This is a genomic window from Brucella tritici, from assembly GCF_008932285.1.
GTDB classification, from domain to species: domain Bacteria; phylum Pseudomonadota; class Alphaproteobacteria; order Rhizobiales; family Rhizobiaceae; genus Brucella; species Brucella tritici.
Map to the genome: position 1 here is coordinate 845,318 of NZ_WBVY01000002.1, position 18,533 is coordinate 863,850.

An 18,533-nucleotide genomic window follows, 5' to 3' on the forward strand; every position below is an offset into this window, starting at 1 on the left:
AAGCCGGAACCCCAACGTTCCGGCCTGCCGTCTTGTTTATGCTGTACGTGCAGACTTAAGAGCCTTGCCCCACCAGATCAGCTGATCCAGCATATTCTTGGCGGCTTCCCCAAGATGCGGGAAATCATCCAGCTTATTCTCGTTTTTGACGACAGCGAGATAATCAGGGAAAAGGATATGAACGCCGGTTTTGACTGACATAGAAGACATTTCGACGGCAATCATCCGCAGTTGTTCGACAGCGCGAGCGCCACCGACGCCGCCATAACCGACAAATCCCATTGGCTTCTGAATCCAGTCACCGTAGTCGATGGCATTCTTCAGAACTGCCGTAGGAGCGTGGTTGTATTCAGCTGCGGTCAGAATGTAGGCGTCGAACTCGCGCAGCTTGGTTTTCCATTTGTCGGCAGTTTCTGCTTGTGCAGTCGTGGTGGAAGTGTCGCCATAGAAGCCCATCGGATAGTCGGCAACATCGAGGATTTCCACGTCCAGTTCGGGCCGTTCGGCAGCGAGCTTTGCAATCCACTGGGCGGGAACTGGGGCAAAGCGTTGTTCGCGCGTGCTGCCGACGATGACTGCGACTTTGAGCTTAGACATAGATAGCACCTTTATTAGAGTGGTAACCATTGGAAACCGACGCTATATAAGTGACTGATAGACGGCGCAAGGAGGCACTTTTATGAAACCCGGTGACTTCAAGGAAACCAGTGCATGCAGGACCGTGACGGAGATTTTGTCTCGCGTTGGCGATAAATGGACGGTGTTTGTGGTGAGTTATCTTGGCAATGGTCCAATGCGGTTTAACGAATTGCGCCGAACAGTGGATGGGATTTCGCAAAAAATGCTGACGACGACGTTACGTAATCTGGAACGGGATGGTTTCGTCAAGCGCACACTCTTCCCGACAATCCCGCCAAAGGTTGAATATGAATTGACTGAATTGGGGTGCGATCTTTTGCGCCCTGTGCGAGCGCTGGGTGAGTGGGCGATAGCCAATGAAGCAAAGGTGATGATAGCTCGCGCTCGTTACGACGCCTCGGCATCAGCCAAGACAAATATCCACGCTGCGGAATAAGGGCCGATCTTCAAACGGTGCAAGTGGAAAGACAGGCCGAAGCCTGCCTTTCCTGTTGCCTGAGACAGGACTTCCAAAGTGCGGGGGCAAACAGGAAGTCCATCTCTATGTCATTCGGGATTGATCATGATTGGCGGTTATGAGTCAATCAGAAGTTTCTAAAATAAAGACTTTGCTGCCGCAAAGCGTGAGCAGAGTAAATTTTTCATAAATCACAAATGGTTACGCAACAGAAAAAGAAAGGCGGCCCAAGGCCGCCTTTCTCGCATTTTCATCAAAGTAAGCTTTATGGACTTTTTAGAAGTCCATGCCGCCCATGCCGCCCATACCGCCAGGCATGCCAGCCGGAGCTGCATCCTTCTTAGGCAGTTCGGCGATCATGGCTTCCGTCGTGATCAGGAGGCCGGCAACCGATGCTGCGTTCTGCAGAGCGGTGCGGACAACCTTGACCGGATCGACAACGCCCGCCTTGATCAGGTCGCCGAATTCGCCATTGGCAGTGTTGTAGCCATAGGTTTCAGAGGCATTTTCAAGGATCTTGCCAACAATAACCGAAGCTTCTTCACCGGCATTGGTCGTGATCTGGCGAGCCGGAGCCTGCAGAGCGCGACGAACGATGTTGATGCCAGCTTCCTGATCGGCGTTGATGCCCTTGGCAGAGATCTTGGCCGAAGCGCGGAGGAGAGCGGTGCCGCCACCAGCAACGATGCCTTCTTCAACCGCAGCGCGGGTTGCGTTCAGGGCGTCGTCAACGCGGTCCTTCTTTTCCTTCACTTCAACTTCCGTTGCACCGCCGACGCGGATCACGGCAACGCCACCAGCGAGCTTGGCAAGACGTTCCTGAAGCTTTTCACGATCATAGTCCGAAGAAGTTTCTTCGATCTGCTGCTTGATCTGTGAAACGCGAGCGTCGATTTCAGCCTTCTGGCCTGCACCGTCAACGATCGTGGTGTTTTCCTTCGAGATCGAAACCTTCTTTGCACGGCCGAGCATGTCGAGCGTAACGGTTTCGAGCTTGATGCCGAGGTCTTCGGAGATAACCTGACCGCCGGTGAGGATCGCGATGTCTTCCAGCATGGCCTTGCGGCGATCGCCGAAACCAGGAGCCTTGACAGCAGCAATCTTCAGGCCGCCACGCAGCTTGTTGACGACGAGCGTTGCAAGAGCTTCGCCTTCGACGTCTTCAGCGATAATGACGAGCGGCTTGGAGGTCTGAACGACAGCTTCCAGAACCGGCAGGAGGGCCTGAAGGTTCGAGAGCTTCTTTTCGTGCAGGAGGATGTAAGCGTCTTCCAGGTCAGCAACCATCTTTTCCGGGTTGGTGACGAAGTAAGGCGACAGGTAACCGCGGTCGAACTGCATGCCTTCAACGACTTCGAGTTCGGTTTCAGCGGTCTTGGCTTCTTCAACCGTGATCACGCCTTCATTGCCGACCTTCTGCATCGCGTCAGCGATCATCTTGCCGATTTCGGCTTCGCCGTTGGCAGAGATCGTGCCGACCTGAGCAACTTCTTCCGACGTGTTGATCTTCTTGGCCTTGCCGAGAAGTTCAGCAACAACTTCGGTTACTGCGAGGTCGATACCGCGCTTCAGGTCCATCGGGTTCATGCCGGCGGCAACAGCCTTTGCGCCTTCCTGAACGATTGCCTGACCGAGAACGGTAGCGGTCGTCGTGCCGTCACCGGCAGTGTCGTTGGTCTTCGAAGCCACTTCGCGCAGCATCTGTGCGCCCATGTTTTCGAACTTGTCTTCCAGTTCGATTTCCTTGGCGACCGATACGCCGTCCTTGGTGATGCGCGGTGCGCCGAAAGACTTGTCGATGACAACGTTACGACCCTTGGGGCCGAGCGTTACCTTAACAGCGTCAGCGAGGATATCGACGCCGCGCAGCATCTTTTCGCGCGCAGTGCGGCCGAATTTTACGTCTTTTGCAGCCATTTTACTCTCCTGGGAATATCCCGGTCAGATTATGGTGAATTGGATTTCTAGGATAAAAGCGAAACGCTTCCGGCTAATCAGCCAACGATACCCAGAATGTCGGATTCCTTCATGATCAGCAGGTCTTCGCCGCCGATCTTGACTTCGGTGCCCGACCACTTGCCGAACAGAACCTTGTCGCCAGCCTTGACTTCCAGAGCGATCAGCTTGCCAGCTTCATCACGGGCGCCTGCGCCAACAGCGACGATTTCGCCTTCCTGCGGCTTTTCCTTGGCGGTGTCAGGGATGATGATGCCGCCAGCGGTCTTGGCTTCCGATTCAACGCGACGAACGACGACGCGGTCATGAAGCGGGCGGAACTTGATATCAGCCATGGTATAACCCTTGGTGTTATAGACGTTGAACCCTGTTAACGGATCGAGCTGATCCGCGCTTGTTAGCACTCATCATGCGAGAGTGCTAACGTGGCTCTGAGATAGAAGCCGGACCTTATCTTGTCAAGATTGCCTGAGAAATTTGACAGACAAATGATGGTTAATTTGCACCATCCTCAACGCGGAACGGCGAAGAGGTGGCTCTGGCCAACCCGGCATATGGTGATGTCGTTGGCAATATCAATCGACGAGACGCAAGTTTGACAATTCGTCGCCGATCTGCCGGAAGGTTTCTGCAAGATTTCCACCGGTAGAGTTCCAGAAAAGTTTTGCAGGCTTGCCGCCTTCCATGCGAACGCGCGAGTTTGAAGAGCAGGATTTGAGTAGATCGATCTGGGCTTTCTCATCGGTTTTGCTGGTACTGAGATCAAGCGCCACGGTCATGATGATGACATTTGCAGCTTTTGCGTTATTGCAAAGAATATCGAATTTCGCATTCATAGCTTTGCCATAGATCGTGTTGTCCTGCGATACACCCACGCTCGTCTCCTGAAATAGGCGCGTACGTCCATATTCGGCAGGAACTTCACGTGTATATCCGTAGGCTGAATAATAGGACTGATTGCCAGCCCGATCCGAGCCGTTGTTCCCAAGTAGAGATTTATAAGTGTAGTAAGTGTTTGCGCCGTCGGTCAGAACAATCACGACTTTATCGTTTCCACGTTCGCTTTCCGACCGGCCCTCGGTAAAGGGAGCTGCATGAGCAACTGTTCGCCATCCCCACGCTAACCCTTCAGGCACGTTCGTGCCTCCATTCGCTTTCATGGCATTAATTGCATTCAGAATCGCAGTTTTGCCTTCATCCTTGGAAACGTCGGTAAGCAGCGTCAGAGGAGAGGTCGTGCAGCTATAGTTCGGCCCACCGTTCTCATCGAGACGGTCCGTTTTTCCTTTGAGATAATACTTGGTGATGTCTCGCTGTAGTTTCGCATAGTCACTACCGGTCAGATTTTCTTGCCACCAGTAGTTCAATCCCCGATCCTTGCCGCTAATATGATATTCGGCTGGCGCAAACATTGGCACAAACATGGTGGCCGGATTGGTTATTACGGGGGCAGAAACATCGAGTGCGTATTTGCCACTGCGAGCTTCAACACATCCCGTCCATTTCAGCCAAGATGTAGCATCTCTCGTGACAATATCATTGTAAAGAACTGTACGAGAGAAAGGCTTTCCGTCATCTAGCCCCCAGCCGGAACCAGATTTGTAGAAGCGTTTACTTCCCACCGGGTCCTCAACGATCTTGCGTGTGTTGTCGATTGTGGCGGGCAGATTGAAGTTTTCGAAGCTGACTTTATTCAGCCCTGCGGTATCCATCCATGGCGCATTCAGATATTGCGGACCGACATTTACCGAGCCAGCGAACGGAACAAGCGAAAACTGCACGGGCTTTTGAACGCGCGTAATGATGGAGGATTGCGCGGCCATGGTTTCTACCAACTGCTTGGCTGCATCCTTGAGCAAATCCATGCGCTTTTTGTTCGAGCCGCTTCCGTAGTAATCCATTGAACCGGAGTTATCGAGGACCAATGCAACTTCAATCGTGTTCTTAAGTCTGACAGAAGAGTTAAGCGTATATTGGTATTGATCCCAGTTATCTCCTGTGAGGCGGGAAGCGACTATGCCAAACAGGGATTTGTATCTGAAGCCGGCGGTTGCTTGTACTTGCTGCTCTGTTTCCCTGCTTTCTGGAAAACTGACCTGAAACTGAACGGCGTCGACGCTCAACGCTGTGAGATTTGCGTTGAATATCTGTGCTCCATAGACTTGCATGTCGGATTGTGGGGCACCAGTGGAAAACCTTTTGCCCACAGCAAGTGCCGCAGCATCAAGCGAGGCCTGCACATTGTTGCGCACGCGCATGAGATTGGCTGTGTCAACCGCAACCATGCCAGCCAGAAGCAGAGGCACCAGCAATAACGCCGTTATCATTGCAAAGTTACCACGCTCGTCCCTGATGAAGAACGCGCTCGGTGATTGAAGCAAATGTTGACGAAGCCTGAGGGCTTGAGTGATCCAGTTTTTCAATTTGGCCCCCGCCGACGGTTGTGTCTGCGACACATGAAATGAAAAGTTGTATCCGCTCCTATCAGCATCTTTCTAACAGTCAGTCACGAAGCACGGTAAATGATCAATGAAACACACTATGGGATAATTGGACGCGCTCCGCTGGTCGGATATCCAGGCCAAAGGCCGTGACAGAAGTGGTCGGCTGGGTTAGATGGAGCGCTGGCTGCTTTTTCGGCAGTCTTCCAGCCACCTTATAGCGGTTCTCGCATTACAGATGAATTATCAAGAGGAAGCCATGAAGCAGCTTGAACGCCTCGACGATCTGACCGGCCAGTACGATGTGCTCTTCTGCGACGTATGGGGCGTGGTGCATAACGGCGTGTCGGCTTATCCGGCTGCAATCGAGGCGCTAAAGCGCGCGCGGGCCGAAGGTGTTACGGTCATTCTCGTGACGAATTCTCCAAGACCTCATCCAGATGTGGAGAAGCAGATGCTAGATCTTGGCGTTCCCGCCGATACTTATGATCGCGTAGTTACTTCGGGTGACGTAACCCGCGATCTGATCGCGGAAGGTCCGCGCAAGGTATTTCATATCGGCTGTGAACGCGAGCTGACCATCTACGACGGTCTCGATGTTGAACTGGTCGAAGAATTTGAAGCTTCAGGCGTCGTCTGCACCGGGCTTTATGATGATGAAAGCGAAACGCCGGACGATTACAAGGAATTGCTGGCCCGGTTGCGCTCCCGCAATCTTCCGTTCATCTGCGCCAATCCGGATATTATGGTTGAGCGCGGCACGCGACTGATCTGGTGCGCGGGTGCCCTTGCGCGCGAATATGGCCAGCTCGGTGGGCGCACACTTATTGCTGGAAAGCCGCATCGCCCGATTTACGAGGCAGCATTGCGGTTTGCCGAAGAGATTCGGGGCGAAAAGGTCGAGAAAAGTCGAATTCTCGGTATCGGTGACGGGGTTCTGACAGACGTGAAGGGCGCCGCGGACTTCGGTCTGGACGTGCTTTACATCTCCGGCGGAGTTCACGCAGCAGACTATACAACCGGCGGTACGGTTGACATTGGCCGAATGGAAGCGTTTCTCCAGAAGCATGGCAACCGTCCGGTTGCTGCGCTTAATGCTCTTGTTTGAACCTCAGCAATCTCGTTACGATCAATCGAAGTCCAGATTAAGATGACCAAATCCCACTTTCTGCGCCTTTCTGGAACGGATTCCTTGCCGGAACGCTTGCGGAATTGTGTGGTGGCAATCGGCAATTTCGATGGTGTTCATCGCGGCCATCAGGCCGTACTCGAGCGCGCGCTGGAGATCGCCGGAAAGCACGACCTGCCAGCGGTGGTTCTGACTTTCGAGCCGCACCCACGCAGCTTTTTCAAGCCCGACGCGCCAATCGATCGTCTGACTGCGGCGGCGAAGAAGGCAGAAATACTGCGTCTGATGGGATTTGATGCCGTTGTTGAACAGCCGTTTACCGGTGAGTTCTCATCCCGCTCGGCGGAAGATTTCGTCGAGCACATTCTGGTCGAGCGATTGCACGCAAGCTGTGTGGTCACCGGGTACGATTTTCATTTCGGCAAAGGCCGGCGCGGGACACCGGAGTTTCTTCAAAAGGCCGGTGAAGATGCTGGTTTCACGGTTACTCTGGTTGATGCCTTCACCGATGAAGGTGCCAATCTTGTCTCATCCACCCGCATAAGAAATCTGCTTTGCGAAGGTGATGTTGTTCAAGCAGCAGGTCTTCTTGGTTATCGCTATATGGCCTGCGGCGAAGTTATTCACGGGAAGAAGCTCGGTCGAACGCTCGGATTCCCGACCGCCAATATGAAAATCGACGCGCAGGCAGGCCTGAAGCACGGAGTCTATGCCGTCAGGTTCAGGCGCGAGAATGGCGACCTTTACGATGGGGTCGCAAGTTTCGGTCGTCGCCCGACTGTCGATAGTGACGGTATACCCCTTCTGGAAACCTTCCTGTTTGATTTTTCGGGCGATCTTTATGGTGAGACCGCTTGTGTATCTTTCTTCGGGTTTCTACGTGGCGAGATCAAGTTTGATGGCCTTGATCCGCTTATCGAGCAGATGAGGCACGACGATGCAGAAGCGCGAGCCCTGCTTGCAAGTGCGAAACCACTTTCGGAACTGGATCGTTTGCTTTCTTTTGAGTGAGGCGAAGTCCTGGTTTCGTTTTCCACTTAAGATTTAAATCAAATTTTACTTATTCTCGACAAAAAGGGATAAATGCCTCAAAACTTGTTGGGGCGCTTTTTGTTGGAGTTTAATGTGGCACGTATTGTTTCTCTGGCGCTCGTTGCAGGTGCCGCATTCCTGACGTGTAATTCGCTCGCTTTTTCTGCCGATGTACAACAAACTGATATTTATGCAGCAGAAACGGTTCAACCTGCCCGCAAGCATTTCTGGTCCGGAGATTGGTATCTCAAGATTGGTGCGGCGGGCCTCGTCGCTCCGAAGTTCGAAGGCTCGAATAAATATCGCTTTTCTGCTCAGCCGCTCGTCTCGCTTGGCCGACAGGGGGAAGCGACGCGCTTCTCGTCAAGAAATGACAACGTATCGTTCGCTGTGATTGACAATGATCGATTCCGCGTTGGTCTCGCTGGAAAGCTGTTGTTCGAACGAGATGATGATATTCATGGCCTGAAAGATACAAAGTTCGGCGGCGAAGCCGGTGCGTTTGTTGACGTTTATCCTACCGACTGGCTGCGTGTGCGCGGCGAAGTGCGTCAAGGTATTCGTGCACATAAGGGCGTGGTGGCCGATATTGCTGCCGATGCATTCTATGATGTTACGCCGACTGTCCGCGTTTCGGGTGGCCCGCGAGCTACTTTCGCTTCAAAGGATTACTTCAAGACTTATTTCGGAGTAGATGCCGAAGAAGCAGCCGCATCCGGCCTTTCAGAATATAAGCCGGGTAGTGGCTTCAAGTCCGCAGGCGTTGGTGGAGCGATCACATGGAAGGCGACCGACAAGATCGATACCAGTCTGTTTGGTGAATATAGTCGTCTGCAAGGACCCGCGAAGGATTCAAGCATCGTGAAGGAACGCGGATCCCCGAACCAATTCATGGTTGGCGTTTCTGCGACTTACCGTTTCGATTTCTCGCTGGACTGATCTCAGCGGCATAAATGTGAAAATTTCAGGGGTGGGGGTGCAGTTTTATTGCGTCTTTGCCCCTATGGCCTCTTTATTCCTGCGAAGCTCATTGCTAAAAGCGTGCCCATGATGACGGATTTTCGGCTTATCATGACGGCCATACGAATTATTGGCCCGGCCTCCCGCTTTGCCTGAATGGCTGCTTTGCCAGGCAATTTCTGGCGCGGAGGTCCGGGAGCGACCGGCTGTGCTCTACAGTCCCCTGTTTTCTTTGATCCACATGCCCGCCACCTCTGGCTGGGGCTTTACAGGCGAATACCCTCATGACTGAGACGACCAAAATCGATTATTCCAAAACCCTTTATCTGCCGCAGACCGAATTCCCGATGCGTGCTGGCCTGCCGCAGCGCGAACCGCTCTTCGTTGAGCGTTGGGAGGGCATGAACCTCTATAAAAAACTTCGCGAGCAGGCGAAAGACCGCCCACTTTACGTACTCCACGACGGTCCGCCCTATGCTAACGGCAATATCCATATTGGCCACGCGCTGAACAAAATCCTCAAGGATGTCATCACGCGCTCCTTCCAGATGCGCGGATACAATTCGAATTACGTTCCGGGTTGGGATTGCCACGGCTTGCCGATCGAATGGAAGATCGAGGAAAAGTATCGCGCCGAGGGTAAGAACAAGGACGAAGTTCCGATCAACGAATTCCGCCGGGAATGTCGTGAATTTGCTTCCAGCTGGATCAAGGTTCAGACGGAAGAATTCAAGCGCCTTGCAATTCTTGGCGATTTTGAAAATCCGTACACCACGATGAACTTCCACGCTGAATCGCGTATCGCAGGCGAACTTTTGAAGTTTGCGGCCTCCGGGCAGCTTTATCGTGGTTCCAAGCCGGTGATGTGGTCGGTCGTGGAACGCACAGCACTCGCGGAAGCCGAAGTCGAATATCACGATGTCGAGTCTGATATGATCTGGGTCAAGTTCCCGGTCGGTGGACAAAACGATCTCTCCGGCACCGCCGTTGTGATCTGGACGACCACGCCGTGGACCATCCCTGGTAACCGCGCCGTCTCCTACTCGTCTCGTATCGAGTACGGGCTTTATGAAGTCACGGAAGCCGAGAACGATTTCGGTCCGCGTCCGGGCGAAAAGCTTATCTTCGCTGACAAGCTGGTTGAAGAAAGCTTTGCCAGGGCGAAGCTTCAGTTCAAGCGTCTTCGTGGTATTTCGGCAGACGAATTGGGTAAAACTGTTCTCGATCATCCGCTCAAAGGCTTTGGCGGCGGTTATGAATTCGTTGTGCCTATGCTCGACGGCGATCATGTGACCGACGATGCGGGTACGGGCTTCGTCCACACCGCGCCAAGCCACGGTCGCGAAGACTTTGAAGCATGGATGAACAATGCCCGCGAACTGGAAGCACGCGGTATCGATCCGAGCATCCCGTTCCCGGTTGGTGACGACGGCTTTTATACCAAGGATGCACCGGGCTTCGGTCCTGACCGTGAAGGTGGTCCTGCACGCGTTATCGACGATAACGGCAAGAAAGGCGACGCCAACAAGTCCGTCATGGATCAGTTGATCGCACGCGACAAACTTTTCGCGCGCGGTCGCCTGAAACACTCTTATCCGCATTCGTGGCGCTCGAAGAAGCAGGTCATCTTCCGCAACACGCCGCAGTGGTTCGTCTATATGGATAAGAATCTCGGTGACGGTACGACCTTGCGTTCGCGCGCGTTGAAGGCAATTGACGATACGCGTTTCGTACCGGCAGCCGGTCAAACCCGCCTGCGCTCGATGATCGAGGGCCGCCCGGACTGGGTTCTGTCACGCCAGCGCGCCTGGGGTGTGCCGATCTGCGTTTTTGTAGATGAAGAAGGCAATATTCTTCAGGATGATGCAGTCAACAGGCGTATCCTCGATGCTTTTGAGGCCGAAGGGGCGGATGCCTGGTTTGCTGAAGGTGCCCGCGAGCGCTTCCTCGGAAGCCGATCCAATGAAGGCTGGACGCAGGTGCGTGACATCCTGGACGTGTGGTTCGATTCCGGTTCGACGCACACGTTCACGCTGGAAGACCGTCCAGACATGAAATGGCCGGCCGATGTCTATCTGGAGGGCTCTGACCAACATCGCGGCTGGTTCCATTCGTCGCTTCTGGAAAGCTGCGGCACGCGCGGCCGTGCGCCGTATAATGCCGTCGTGACCCATGGTTTCACCATGGATGAGCACGGCAAGAAGATGTCGAAGTCGCTCGGCAATACCGTCACGCCGCAGGACGTCATCAAGGAATCCGGTGCGGATATTTTGCGTCTCTGGGTTATGACCACTGATTATTGGGAAGATCAGCGCCTCGGCAAGAGCATCATCCAGACCAATATCGACGCCTATCGCAAGCTGCGCAATACCATCCGCTGGATGCTGGGCACGCTGGCACATGACGAAGGCGAAAACGTCGCTCATGCTGACCTGCCTGAACTTGAGCGCCTGATGCTACACCGTCTGACAGAACTGGATGAGGTTGTACGCTCCGGCTATGACACGTTCGATTTCAAGCGCATTGCCCGCACGCTCATCGATTTCATGAATGTTGAACTTTCGGCTTTCTATTTCGATATCCGCAAGGATGCGCTTTACTGTGATGCTCCGTCGAGTACTCGCCGCAAAGCTGCACTCCAGACCGTGCGTGAAATTTTCGACCGCCTGACGACCTGGCTCGCACCGATGTTGCCTTTCACCATGGAAGAAGCCTGGCTCGACCGTTATCCGCAGTCAGTTTCGGTTCACGCCGAGCAGTTCTGTCCGACACCCGCAGAATGGCGGGATGATGTACTGGCCGAAAAGTGGCGCAAGGTTCGTGCAGTTCGTCGTGTCGTGACCGGAGCTCTCGAACTGGAGCGTGCGGACAAGCGTATTGGGTCGTCGCTCGAAGCCGCTCCGGTCGTCTATATTTCCGACAAGAGCTTGACCGATTCGCTCGACGGTCTCGATTTCGCGGAAATCTGCATCACCAGTGGCATATCATTGAGTGACGCGGTAGCACCGGAAGGCGCTTTCACACTCGGTGATGTGAAGGGCGTGGCTGTTTTGCCTGCACGCGCCGAAGGTGAGAAGTGCGCTCGCTCGTGGCGGTATACAACGGATGTTGGTTCTGATCCCGAGTTCCCAGAGGTCTCGGCGCGAGATGCCGTTGCACTTCGTGAACTCAAGGCGCTCGGCAAGCTGGACGTCTGATTGAATTCAAAGGATTTGCCCTCGGTGTTACTTATGCCGGGGGCGTTTTGAGCGGAAACGGGGTTGCAAACCTCGCTTCAGACATGGTGAAATAGCGGTTAACATCGGATTGCCGCATGGGGTGCACTCATGTACAAGGCATTCCTCAGATAATTTCAATATCTGCCTTGGAGTTGCCGGTTTCTTCAGTCAGGGCTTGCGAGAGCAAATTTTGGTGAAGATAAAATCGACAAGCGTAAAAGAAGTGGCGCTAATGAAGATTGAAGGACGAGTTCTGGTACTTATCACAGCGATAGCGGGCGTTTCGCTGTCTGGCTGTGTTTCTTCGCCGACCTATGGAACTGACAAGACCGCAGGGGCCCAGCTCTTTGACGACGTGTCGAATATGGCGAGCTTCGGACAGGGCAAGAACAAGAAAGAGCGGATCGATTACAAGCCGCGTCCCGATCTGGTTCGGCCTGCTCCGGGTGATAAGGGCCAATTGCCAGTTCCTCAGCAAAGCGTCGCCAATGCCAACGATCCAAATTGGCCAGAATCACCGGAACAGCGCCGTAAACGTTTGCGTGACGAAATTACTGCGAACCGCGACGATCCGAACTTTGTGTCGCCGGTCGTGCAGGACGGCCCAGTAGCATCCAACATTCAGGCAGCCTTGCCGCGTGGTAATAGCCGCCGTGAAGACTATGAATCCCGTACACCGACATTCGACCCGGCAAAGGTTGCAGCTTACAAGGCAGCTCGTGAGCAACAAACTCAAGGCTCCTCAACGACACGTCGCTATTTGAGTGAGCCACCTCTTACTTATCGTGAACCAGCATCAACCGCAGCAGTCGGCGAGTTGGGTACGGACGAGGCGCAAAAGGAACGTGAGCGCAAGAAAGCCGCAGGGAAATCCAAAGGTTGGCGTGATTATCTGCCTTGGAACTAATCGTTCCTTGAATATATCTTCTTGACAATAAGCCGCGGTAAATAAAATTGCTGCGGCTTATTTTATTGGAAGAAACTGTCGTTTCTTTGGTTGCTATGCTCCATCAAGAATAATTAAATTTTTTTAATGTTTATGGTTCTGACGTATATTTGATTTCAATCAAAGATTTCTTTCATGCAGATCGTACCATACCGACTTGAGATACAGGGTGCGATTTGATGAACAATACGAACACTATCTGGGACACGCCGTCAGGATATGGCCGGATCAGTAGAGCTCTTCACTGGCTGATGGCTTTTTTGTTTCTTTGGCAGTTTATGTCCGCAATCTTGCGTGTCGTAGCTAAAGATACGACGATTTATAATGTCTTCTGGTCGGCTCATCACCAGCTTGGCTTTGCGCTTCTGGTTTTGGTGCTATTACGGGGAATATGGGGAGTGCTGAATTCGGGTCGACGTCCGCATAAGTCGGGCCATGTTGGCAAGTTGGCCGTCCTTGGGCATCTTGTTATCTATGGACTGATGTTCGCTGTTCCGGCCTTGGCTTTGCTGCGCACCTATGGCAGCGGGCGAGGCTTCTCGTTCCTTGGCATTCGGATTTTTGAGCAGACCGGTGTGCAAAATGCCATGCTGACCGCTCCTGGTAACGCATTGCACGGCTTATTGGGATGGGCTTTGCTTGCAGTCATTGCGGGACATGTTCTGATGGCTCTTATTCATCATTTTGTGCTGCGAGATAATACCTTGCACTTTATGGCAGTAGGGAAAAAGTCTGGTACCTAAAGTCAATGTGCAACGCATAATAGGATATAAGGTGTCCATTTTTTCTGGCCTGTAATTATTAAGCGTAATAATTGTAATTGATGTTCTATCGAAACAGGCGTTTAATTTTATCTGTAATTTGAAATTAAAAGGATATTCGTGATGAAGAATATTTTTAGTTACATTATTATTTTATCCACTGTTTTCACAACTATTCCAGCAATGGCTTGTGAGCGTCTTCCAGTTGGAAAGGACATATGTAAAGCGGCTTGCAAAGTCATCTACAAAGACGGGCTTCCGGAAAAGCTTTGCGAGATGGCGGCGCAGCCGCCTCATAGCGGAAATTGATGAATACTATTATTATTGATCTTGGCAGTCGACTCATTGAGTTGATTGCCAAGATCAGTTGTCATCTTCAGTTTATCTGAGTTAAGTGCGCTTGTTTCTAAAAAAATCTCTTAATATCCTGCTGACATCACCTTCCGAAAACCCTGTGTAAACATCCGGAATGTGATGGCAGGTAGGCTGCGTATAAAAGCGCGATCCGTGCTCCACACCTCCTCCTTTTGGGTCGGAGGCGCCATAATAGAGACGACGGATACGGGCAAAAGAAATGGCGGCTGCGCACATCGCGCATGGTTCCAGCGTCACATAAAGATCGCAGTTGATCAGGCGCTCGGATTGTAGAACTCGTCCAGCATCGCGAATTGCAAGCACTTCAGCATGTGCGGTTACATCATTGAGTTCACGTGTGCGGTTGCCCGCCCGCGCGATGATTGTACCCTGATGCACGATGACTGCGCCAATCGGAACTTCGCCGCGGATACCCGCAGCCCGTGCTTCTTCAAGTGCGATCTCCATGGGAATAGCCACATTTTGGCTCAGGGCTTCGGCACTCTTTTTCACGCCTGTTCCATTTCATGCACTCTTTCGGAAATTTCGCTCGCAAGCCATGGAACGATTTGTTACTGCATATTTCTCGAAATCGAAACCGATTTGCGAACGGATTTATACGGCGTTCCTGTTTCCGGCTGTCCCTTGCCTGTCATTAAAGGTGTAAGGTGACACGGCAGCGCTGCTGAAAGGCCAATACCAGATGACTACAGATGACGACAACAAGGACGGCAAGCGTCCCTATGGCCGAGGAGGGCGCTCCGATCGTCCCGGCCGGACAGATCGCGATAAAGACCGGGATAGCCGTCCGCGCCGCGATGACGGTGGGCGTGACAAGCCACGAAAATTCGGGGCGCGCAGCACTGAAGCGCCTGAGGATACGAATGAACGTATTGCCAAGCGTCTGGCGCGGGCAGGCATAGCTTCACGTCGTGAAGCTGAGACGATGATTGCTGCTGGCCGTATTGCTGTGAACGGCAAAGTGCTGGAAAGCCCGGCTGTTAATGTCAAGCGTACTGACATTATCACGGTCGACGGCAAGCCGTTGAAGCAAACCGAGCGTACCCGTCTCTGGCTGTACCATAAGCCAGCAGGTCTGGTGACCACGAATCGCGATCCCGAAGGCCGCCCAACGGTTTTTGAGGCGTTGCCAGCAGAAATGCCGCGCGTGCTGTCGGTCGGTCGGCTCGATATCAATACCGAAGGGCTTCTTCTTCTTACCAATGATGGCGGGTTGTCACGTGTTCTGGAACTGCCGTCCACCGGATGGTTGCGCCGTTATCGTGTGCGCGCTCATGGCAAGGTGACCCAGCCGCAACTGGATGAGTTGAAGAACGGCATAGCGGTCGATGGCGTGTTCTACGGCAGTATTGAAGCCGAACTTGAACGCGTACAAGGTGCTAACGTCTGGATTTCCATCGGGCTGCGTGAAGGCAAAAACCGCGAAGTGAAAAACATTCTCGGTGCGCTGGGCCTTACGGTTGGGCGGCTTATCCGTGTTTCGTTCGGCCCGTTCCAGCTTGGCGATCTTGAAGAAGGCTCCGTCCGCGAAATCAAGGGGCGCACTCTGCGGGACCAGTTGGGTGACAAGCTGATCGAGGAATCGGGCGCAGATTTTGATGCCCCTGTTCTCAATGAGTTTTCGAACGCTGCTGTGCAGGGCCGAACTCGCCGCGAGATGGAAGAAGGTCAGCCGGAGCAGGACGGCGAAACCCGTCGGGCACCGCGTGAGCGGGAATGGATTTCGAGCCGCCCCGAACGTCGTCGCGGACGGGAAGAAAAGACAGAGAAGGTCGAGCCGCGCCGTCGAGGGAACGCTAATGTCTGGATGGCTCCCGGTGCGCGACCCAAGGGTGAAAAGGCCGCTGCAAAGCCCCCTCGCGTAGAGCACCAGGTTCCGCATCGTTCGGCAAAATTCAGTGGCGACCTGCAAATGCGGCCGCGCCGGGCTGGCGAAGAGGAGCAGGGCCGCGACCGCGAAGACGGTGGCGAACGTCGCTACAACCAGCGTCCGGAAGGCCGTTTTGACAGGGATTCCCGTCCACAACGTCCGCGCCCGGAAGGAAATCGTTCAGAAGAAGGACGTCCAGAGCGCCGTGAGCCGCGTGAGGATGGACGCAAGGAACGTCGTCCTGGTAAGCGCGAGCGTGCGGAATTGCGCGACACGGAAGGGCGGTCTTCAGAGCACGGTAAAGGTGGCTTTGAGGGTCGCAAGACGGGTAAGCCGGGCGGGCCGCGTGGAGAAGGCCGTTTTGGTGCGCCCGACCGTGATACGCGTTCAGGCCCGCGCAGCAGCGGACCGGGCAACAAGACTCGTCGTTTTGATGATCGCCCGAACGATGGGCCGCGTCGGGGACCGGGAAACAAGCCGGGCGGTAAACCAGGTGGAAAGCCGGGAGGCGGCAAGTCAGGCGGCGGTGGCAGAACTGGAGGCGGCGGTGCGGATCGTCGGCGGTAAGTTCCGCGGGCGGGCGCTCGTAACACCTTCGACCAACGCCATTCGTCCCACAACCGACCGCACTCGCGAGAGCCTGTTCAATATTCTCGCACATAATTTTCCCGACAAGGTGGAGGGCGCGCGCGTCCTCGACCTGTTCGCGGGAACTGGGGCGCTCGGTTTGGAGGCTTTGTCGCGGGGAGCGCGCTATGCGACCTTCGTGGAAGAATCTGCAGAAGGACGGGGATTGTTGCGCCAGAATATCGAGGCTTTCAGTCTTCAGGGGCATACCAAGATTTTACGGCGTGACGCTTGCCAGCTAGGTATTGTCGGAACGATGGAGCCGTTTGATCTGGTTTTTGCTGACCCGCCTTATGGACGGCGCATGGGGGAAAAGGCTTTTTTATCAGCACTTGAAGGCGGTTGGCTTAATCCTGACGCACTTTTGGTGCTTGAAGAAGATGCGGAGGCGGTGCTCGAACTCGACGAACGATTCGTTGTGTTGGAAGAGCGCAACTACGGGGGCACGATTATTCGGCTGATCCAGTTGAAAGCCGCCGGTTGAATTAGCGGGCGATTTCGTTCGCATAAAATATAACATGTCGCCCGGAACAACCTGGCGGAAATGAAACCGATTGGAGATGTCGCTTGGTGAATAACCCCTCACTCCGGCGTTTGCTGTTGTCTACCGCCTTGGGTTTCGTGCTGGCTTTACCACTGGCAAGTGGCGCAGTCCGGGCAGAAAGCCCACCGGCCGCTGCCACTGAATCGCAGCCAGCGCCTGCTTCACCACAAGCTGTTGAACAAGCTGCGCCTCCAGAAATTATCCAGTCGGATGGAGTCAGTCACTTCACATTGCCAAATGGTTTGGAAGTGGTCGTTATCCCCGATCATCGTGCTCCGGTCGTGACCCAGATGATCTGGTACCATGTGGGATCGGCCGATGAGGCGCCCGGCGTTTCGGGCATTGCGCATTTCCTCGAACATCTGATGTTCAAGGGAACGAAGAACCATCCAGCTGGTGAGTTTTCGGCGAAAGTTGCCTCAATCGGTGGGCAGGAAAACGCCTTCACGTCTTATGATTATACGGCTTATTTCCAGCGTGTATCTCCCGACGCTCTGGAAATGGTGATGCATTTCGAGTCGGACCGGATGGAAAATCTGGTGCTCAATGAGGAAGCCGTGAAAACCGAAAGGGATGTCATTCTGGAAGAGCGCCGCATGCGGGTGGATTCCAATCCGGCGTCGATGCTGATGGAAAATACCGACGCTGTCCTTTTCTATAATCATCCTTATCGCAAGCCTGTCATTGGCTGGCAGCAGGAAATGGAAAAGCTAAGCCTCAAGAACGCCATCGACTTTTATCAGCAATATTACACACCGAATAATGCGACGCTCGTTATAGCTGGAGACGTTTCGCCGGAACGCGTGCGTGATCTGACGTTGAAAACATGGGCAAATGTGCCGAAACGCGCTGAAGTTCTGCCGCGTGACCGCCCGCAGGAACCCGCGAAGCATGCCGCCCGCGTCGTGACACTGCACGATGAACGTGTAAGCACGCCTTCCTTCCGTGTTTCCTGGCTCGTACCATCCTATGCGAATGAAAAACGGTTTCCGAATGTAAAGCCGGGAGATGCTCCCGCTCTTGATCTGCTGAGCGAAATTCTCGGCGGTTCGCTGCGTTCACGCCTTTATCAGGAATTGATCGTCAAGCAGGGTATAGCTGCTAATACGGGCGCGAGCTATGGCGGTGATGCGCTCGATGACGGTACGTTTTCCGTCTACGGCGCACCGCGCAATGGCGCAACGCTTGGTGATGTCGAAAAGGCTGTTGATGCCGAAGTTGCGCGGATCATCAAGGATGGCGTCAGCCAGACCGAGCTAGATCAAGCTCGCAATCGTTTCCTGAAAGCGATTATCTTTGCGCGTGACAGCCAGACAGGTATGTCCCGAATTTATGGCTCGTCGCTGTCTGTTGGACAGACGATTGACGATATCCAGAAATGGCCGGAGGTCATCAAGAGTGTCACCGTCGACCAAATCAAGGATGTCGCGACACGCTATCTTGTCAAAGACCAGTCGGTAACCAGTTACTTGCTTCCACCAGACGCCGAGCCGGAAAGCGCTCGCGAGAACCCGGCTGCGTCAGCAGAAGGTGCCGATGGCAATGGTGCTGGAGGAGCGATCCAGTGAAGAACATTCT

Annotated in this window: 16 protein-coding genes; 11 read left to right on the top strand and 5 right to left on the bottom strand. The window is 53.8% G+C overall.

Annotated elements, in window-relative coordinates; genetic code table 11:
- Positions 1–36 precede the first annotated feature (36 nt).
- A complete protein-coding gene (locus F9K94_RS09285) occupies positions 37–597 on the bottom strand; it encodes an NADPH-dependent FMN reductase (RefSeq protein WP_151645138.1) in 561 nt (186 codons plus the stop codon).
- 82 nt (positions 598–679) lie between these two features.
- On the opposite strand from F9K94_RS09285, the gene F9K94_RS09290 reads away from it, so the two are divergent.
- Entirely contained in the window at positions 680–1,075 is a 396-nt protein-coding gene (locus F9K94_RS09290) for a winged helix-turn-helix transcriptional regulator (RefSeq protein WP_061346605.1), read from the top strand.
- Positions 1,076–1,372: 297 nt separating this feature from the next.
- Here F9K94_RS09290 and groL read toward each other — a convergent pair whose 3' ends face one another.
- The 3 genes from groL to F9K94_RS09305 all read right to left on the bottom strand — a co-directional run bounded on the left by groL (position 1,373) and on the right by F9K94_RS09305 (position 5,475).
- Entirely contained in the window at positions 1,373–3,013 is a 1,641-nt protein-coding gene (groL, locus tag F9K94_RS09295; protein WP_061346604.1) for a chaperonin GroEL, read from the bottom strand.
- Between the two features lie 77 nt (positions 3,014–3,090).
- Positions 3,091–3,387 carry a co-chaperone GroES gene (groES, locus tag F9K94_RS09300; protein ID WP_006472506.1) on the bottom strand — a complete coding sequence of 99 codons (297 nt, stop codon included), beginning with the start codon at positions 3,385–3,387 and terminating at the stop codon, positions 3,091–3,093.
- A gap of 240 nt (positions 3,388–3,627) precedes the next feature.
- Positions 3,628–5,475: a TadE/TadG family type IV pilus assembly protein gene (locus F9K94_RS09305; RefSeq protein ID WP_235920599.1), complete on the bottom strand. Its 1,848-nt coding sequence runs from the start codon at positions 5,473–5,475 to the stop codon at positions 3,628–3,630.
- Between the two features lie 277 nt (positions 5,476–5,752).
- On the opposite strand from F9K94_RS09305, the gene F9K94_RS09310 reads away from it, so the two are divergent.
- The 7 genes from F9K94_RS09310 to F9K94_RS09340 all read left to right on the top strand — a co-directional run bounded on the left by F9K94_RS09310 (position 5,753) and on the right by F9K94_RS09340 (position 13,848).
- The gene (locus F9K94_RS09310) at positions 5,753–6,601 is read left to right on the top strand and encodes a TIGR01459 family HAD-type hydrolase (RefSeq protein ID WP_151645140.1); all 849 of its coding nucleotides are present in this window, start codon (positions 5,753–5,755) and stop codon (positions 6,599–6,601) included.
- A gap of 42 nt (positions 6,602–6,643) precedes the next feature.
- Positions 6,644–7,633 carry a bifunctional riboflavin kinase/FAD synthetase gene (locus F9K94_RS09315; protein ID WP_151645142.1) on the top strand — a complete coding sequence of 330 codons (990 nt, stop codon included), beginning with the start codon at positions 6,644–6,646 and terminating at the stop codon, positions 7,631–7,633.
- Between the two features lie 72 nt (positions 7,634–7,705).
- A complete protein-coding gene (locus tag F9K94_RS09320; RefSeq protein ID WP_407922036.1) occupies positions 7,706–8,593 on the top strand; it encodes a MipA/OmpV family protein in 888 nt (295 codons plus the stop codon).
- Positions 8,594–8,898: 305 nt separating this feature from the next.
- Positions 8,899–11,811: an isoleucine--tRNA ligase gene (ileS, locus tag F9K94_RS09325; RefSeq protein WP_151645146.1), complete on the top strand. Its 2,913-nt coding sequence runs from the start codon at positions 8,899–8,901 to the stop codon at positions 11,809–11,811.
- Between the two features lie 253 nt (positions 11,812–12,064).
- On the top strand, positions 12,065–12,739 hold the full coding sequence (locus F9K94_RS09330; RefSeq protein ID WP_151645148.1) for a hypothetical protein: 675 nt from the start codon (positions 12,065–12,067) through the stop codon (positions 12,737–12,739).
- 218 nt (positions 12,740–12,957) lie between these two features.
- Complete coding sequence (locus tag F9K94_RS09335) at positions 12,958–13,521, top strand: cytochrome b (protein WP_151645150.1); 564 nt, start codon at positions 12,958–12,960, stop codon at positions 13,519–13,521.
- A gap of 141 nt (positions 13,522–13,662) precedes the next feature.
- On the top strand, positions 13,663–13,848 hold the full coding sequence (locus tag F9K94_RS09340; RefSeq protein ID WP_151645152.1) for a hypothetical protein: 186 nt from the start codon (positions 13,663–13,665) through the stop codon (positions 13,846–13,848).
- A gap of 81 nt (positions 13,849–13,929) precedes the next feature.
- Here F9K94_RS09340 and F9K94_RS09345 read toward each other — a convergent pair whose 3' ends face one another.
- On the bottom strand, positions 13,930–14,361 hold the full coding sequence (locus F9K94_RS09345; protein WP_407922042.1) for a nucleoside deaminase: 432 nt from the start codon (positions 14,359–14,361) through the stop codon (positions 13,930–13,932).
- Between the two features lie 235 nt (positions 14,362–14,596).
- Between F9K94_RS09345 and F9K94_RS09350 the strand changes: the two genes are divergently transcribed.
- The 3 genes from F9K94_RS09350 (at position 14,597) to F9K94_RS09360 (ending at position 18,523) form a co-directional block, all read left to right on the top strand.
- Positions 14,597–16,351 carry a pseudouridine synthase gene (locus F9K94_RS09350; protein ID WP_151645156.1) on the top strand — a complete coding sequence of 585 codons (1,755 nt, stop codon included), beginning with the start codon at positions 14,597–14,599 and terminating at the stop codon, positions 16,349–16,351.
- Complete coding sequence (rsmD, locus tag F9K94_RS09355) at positions 16,332–16,895, top strand: 16S rRNA (guanine(966)-N(2))-methyltransferase RsmD (RefSeq protein ID WP_061346863.1); 564 nt, start codon at positions 16,332–16,334, stop codon at positions 16,893–16,895. The genes F9K94_RS09350 and rsmD overlap by 20 nt, the downstream gene beginning before the upstream one ends.
- Positions 16,896–16,981: 86 nt before the next feature.
- Positions 16,982–18,523 (top strand): M16 family metallopeptidase, encoded by a 1,542-nt coding sequence (locus F9K94_RS09360; protein WP_151645360.1) that lies wholly within the window; start codon positions 16,982–16,984, stop codon positions 18,521–18,523.
- The last annotated feature ends 10 nt before the right edge of the window (positions 18,524–18,533 follow it).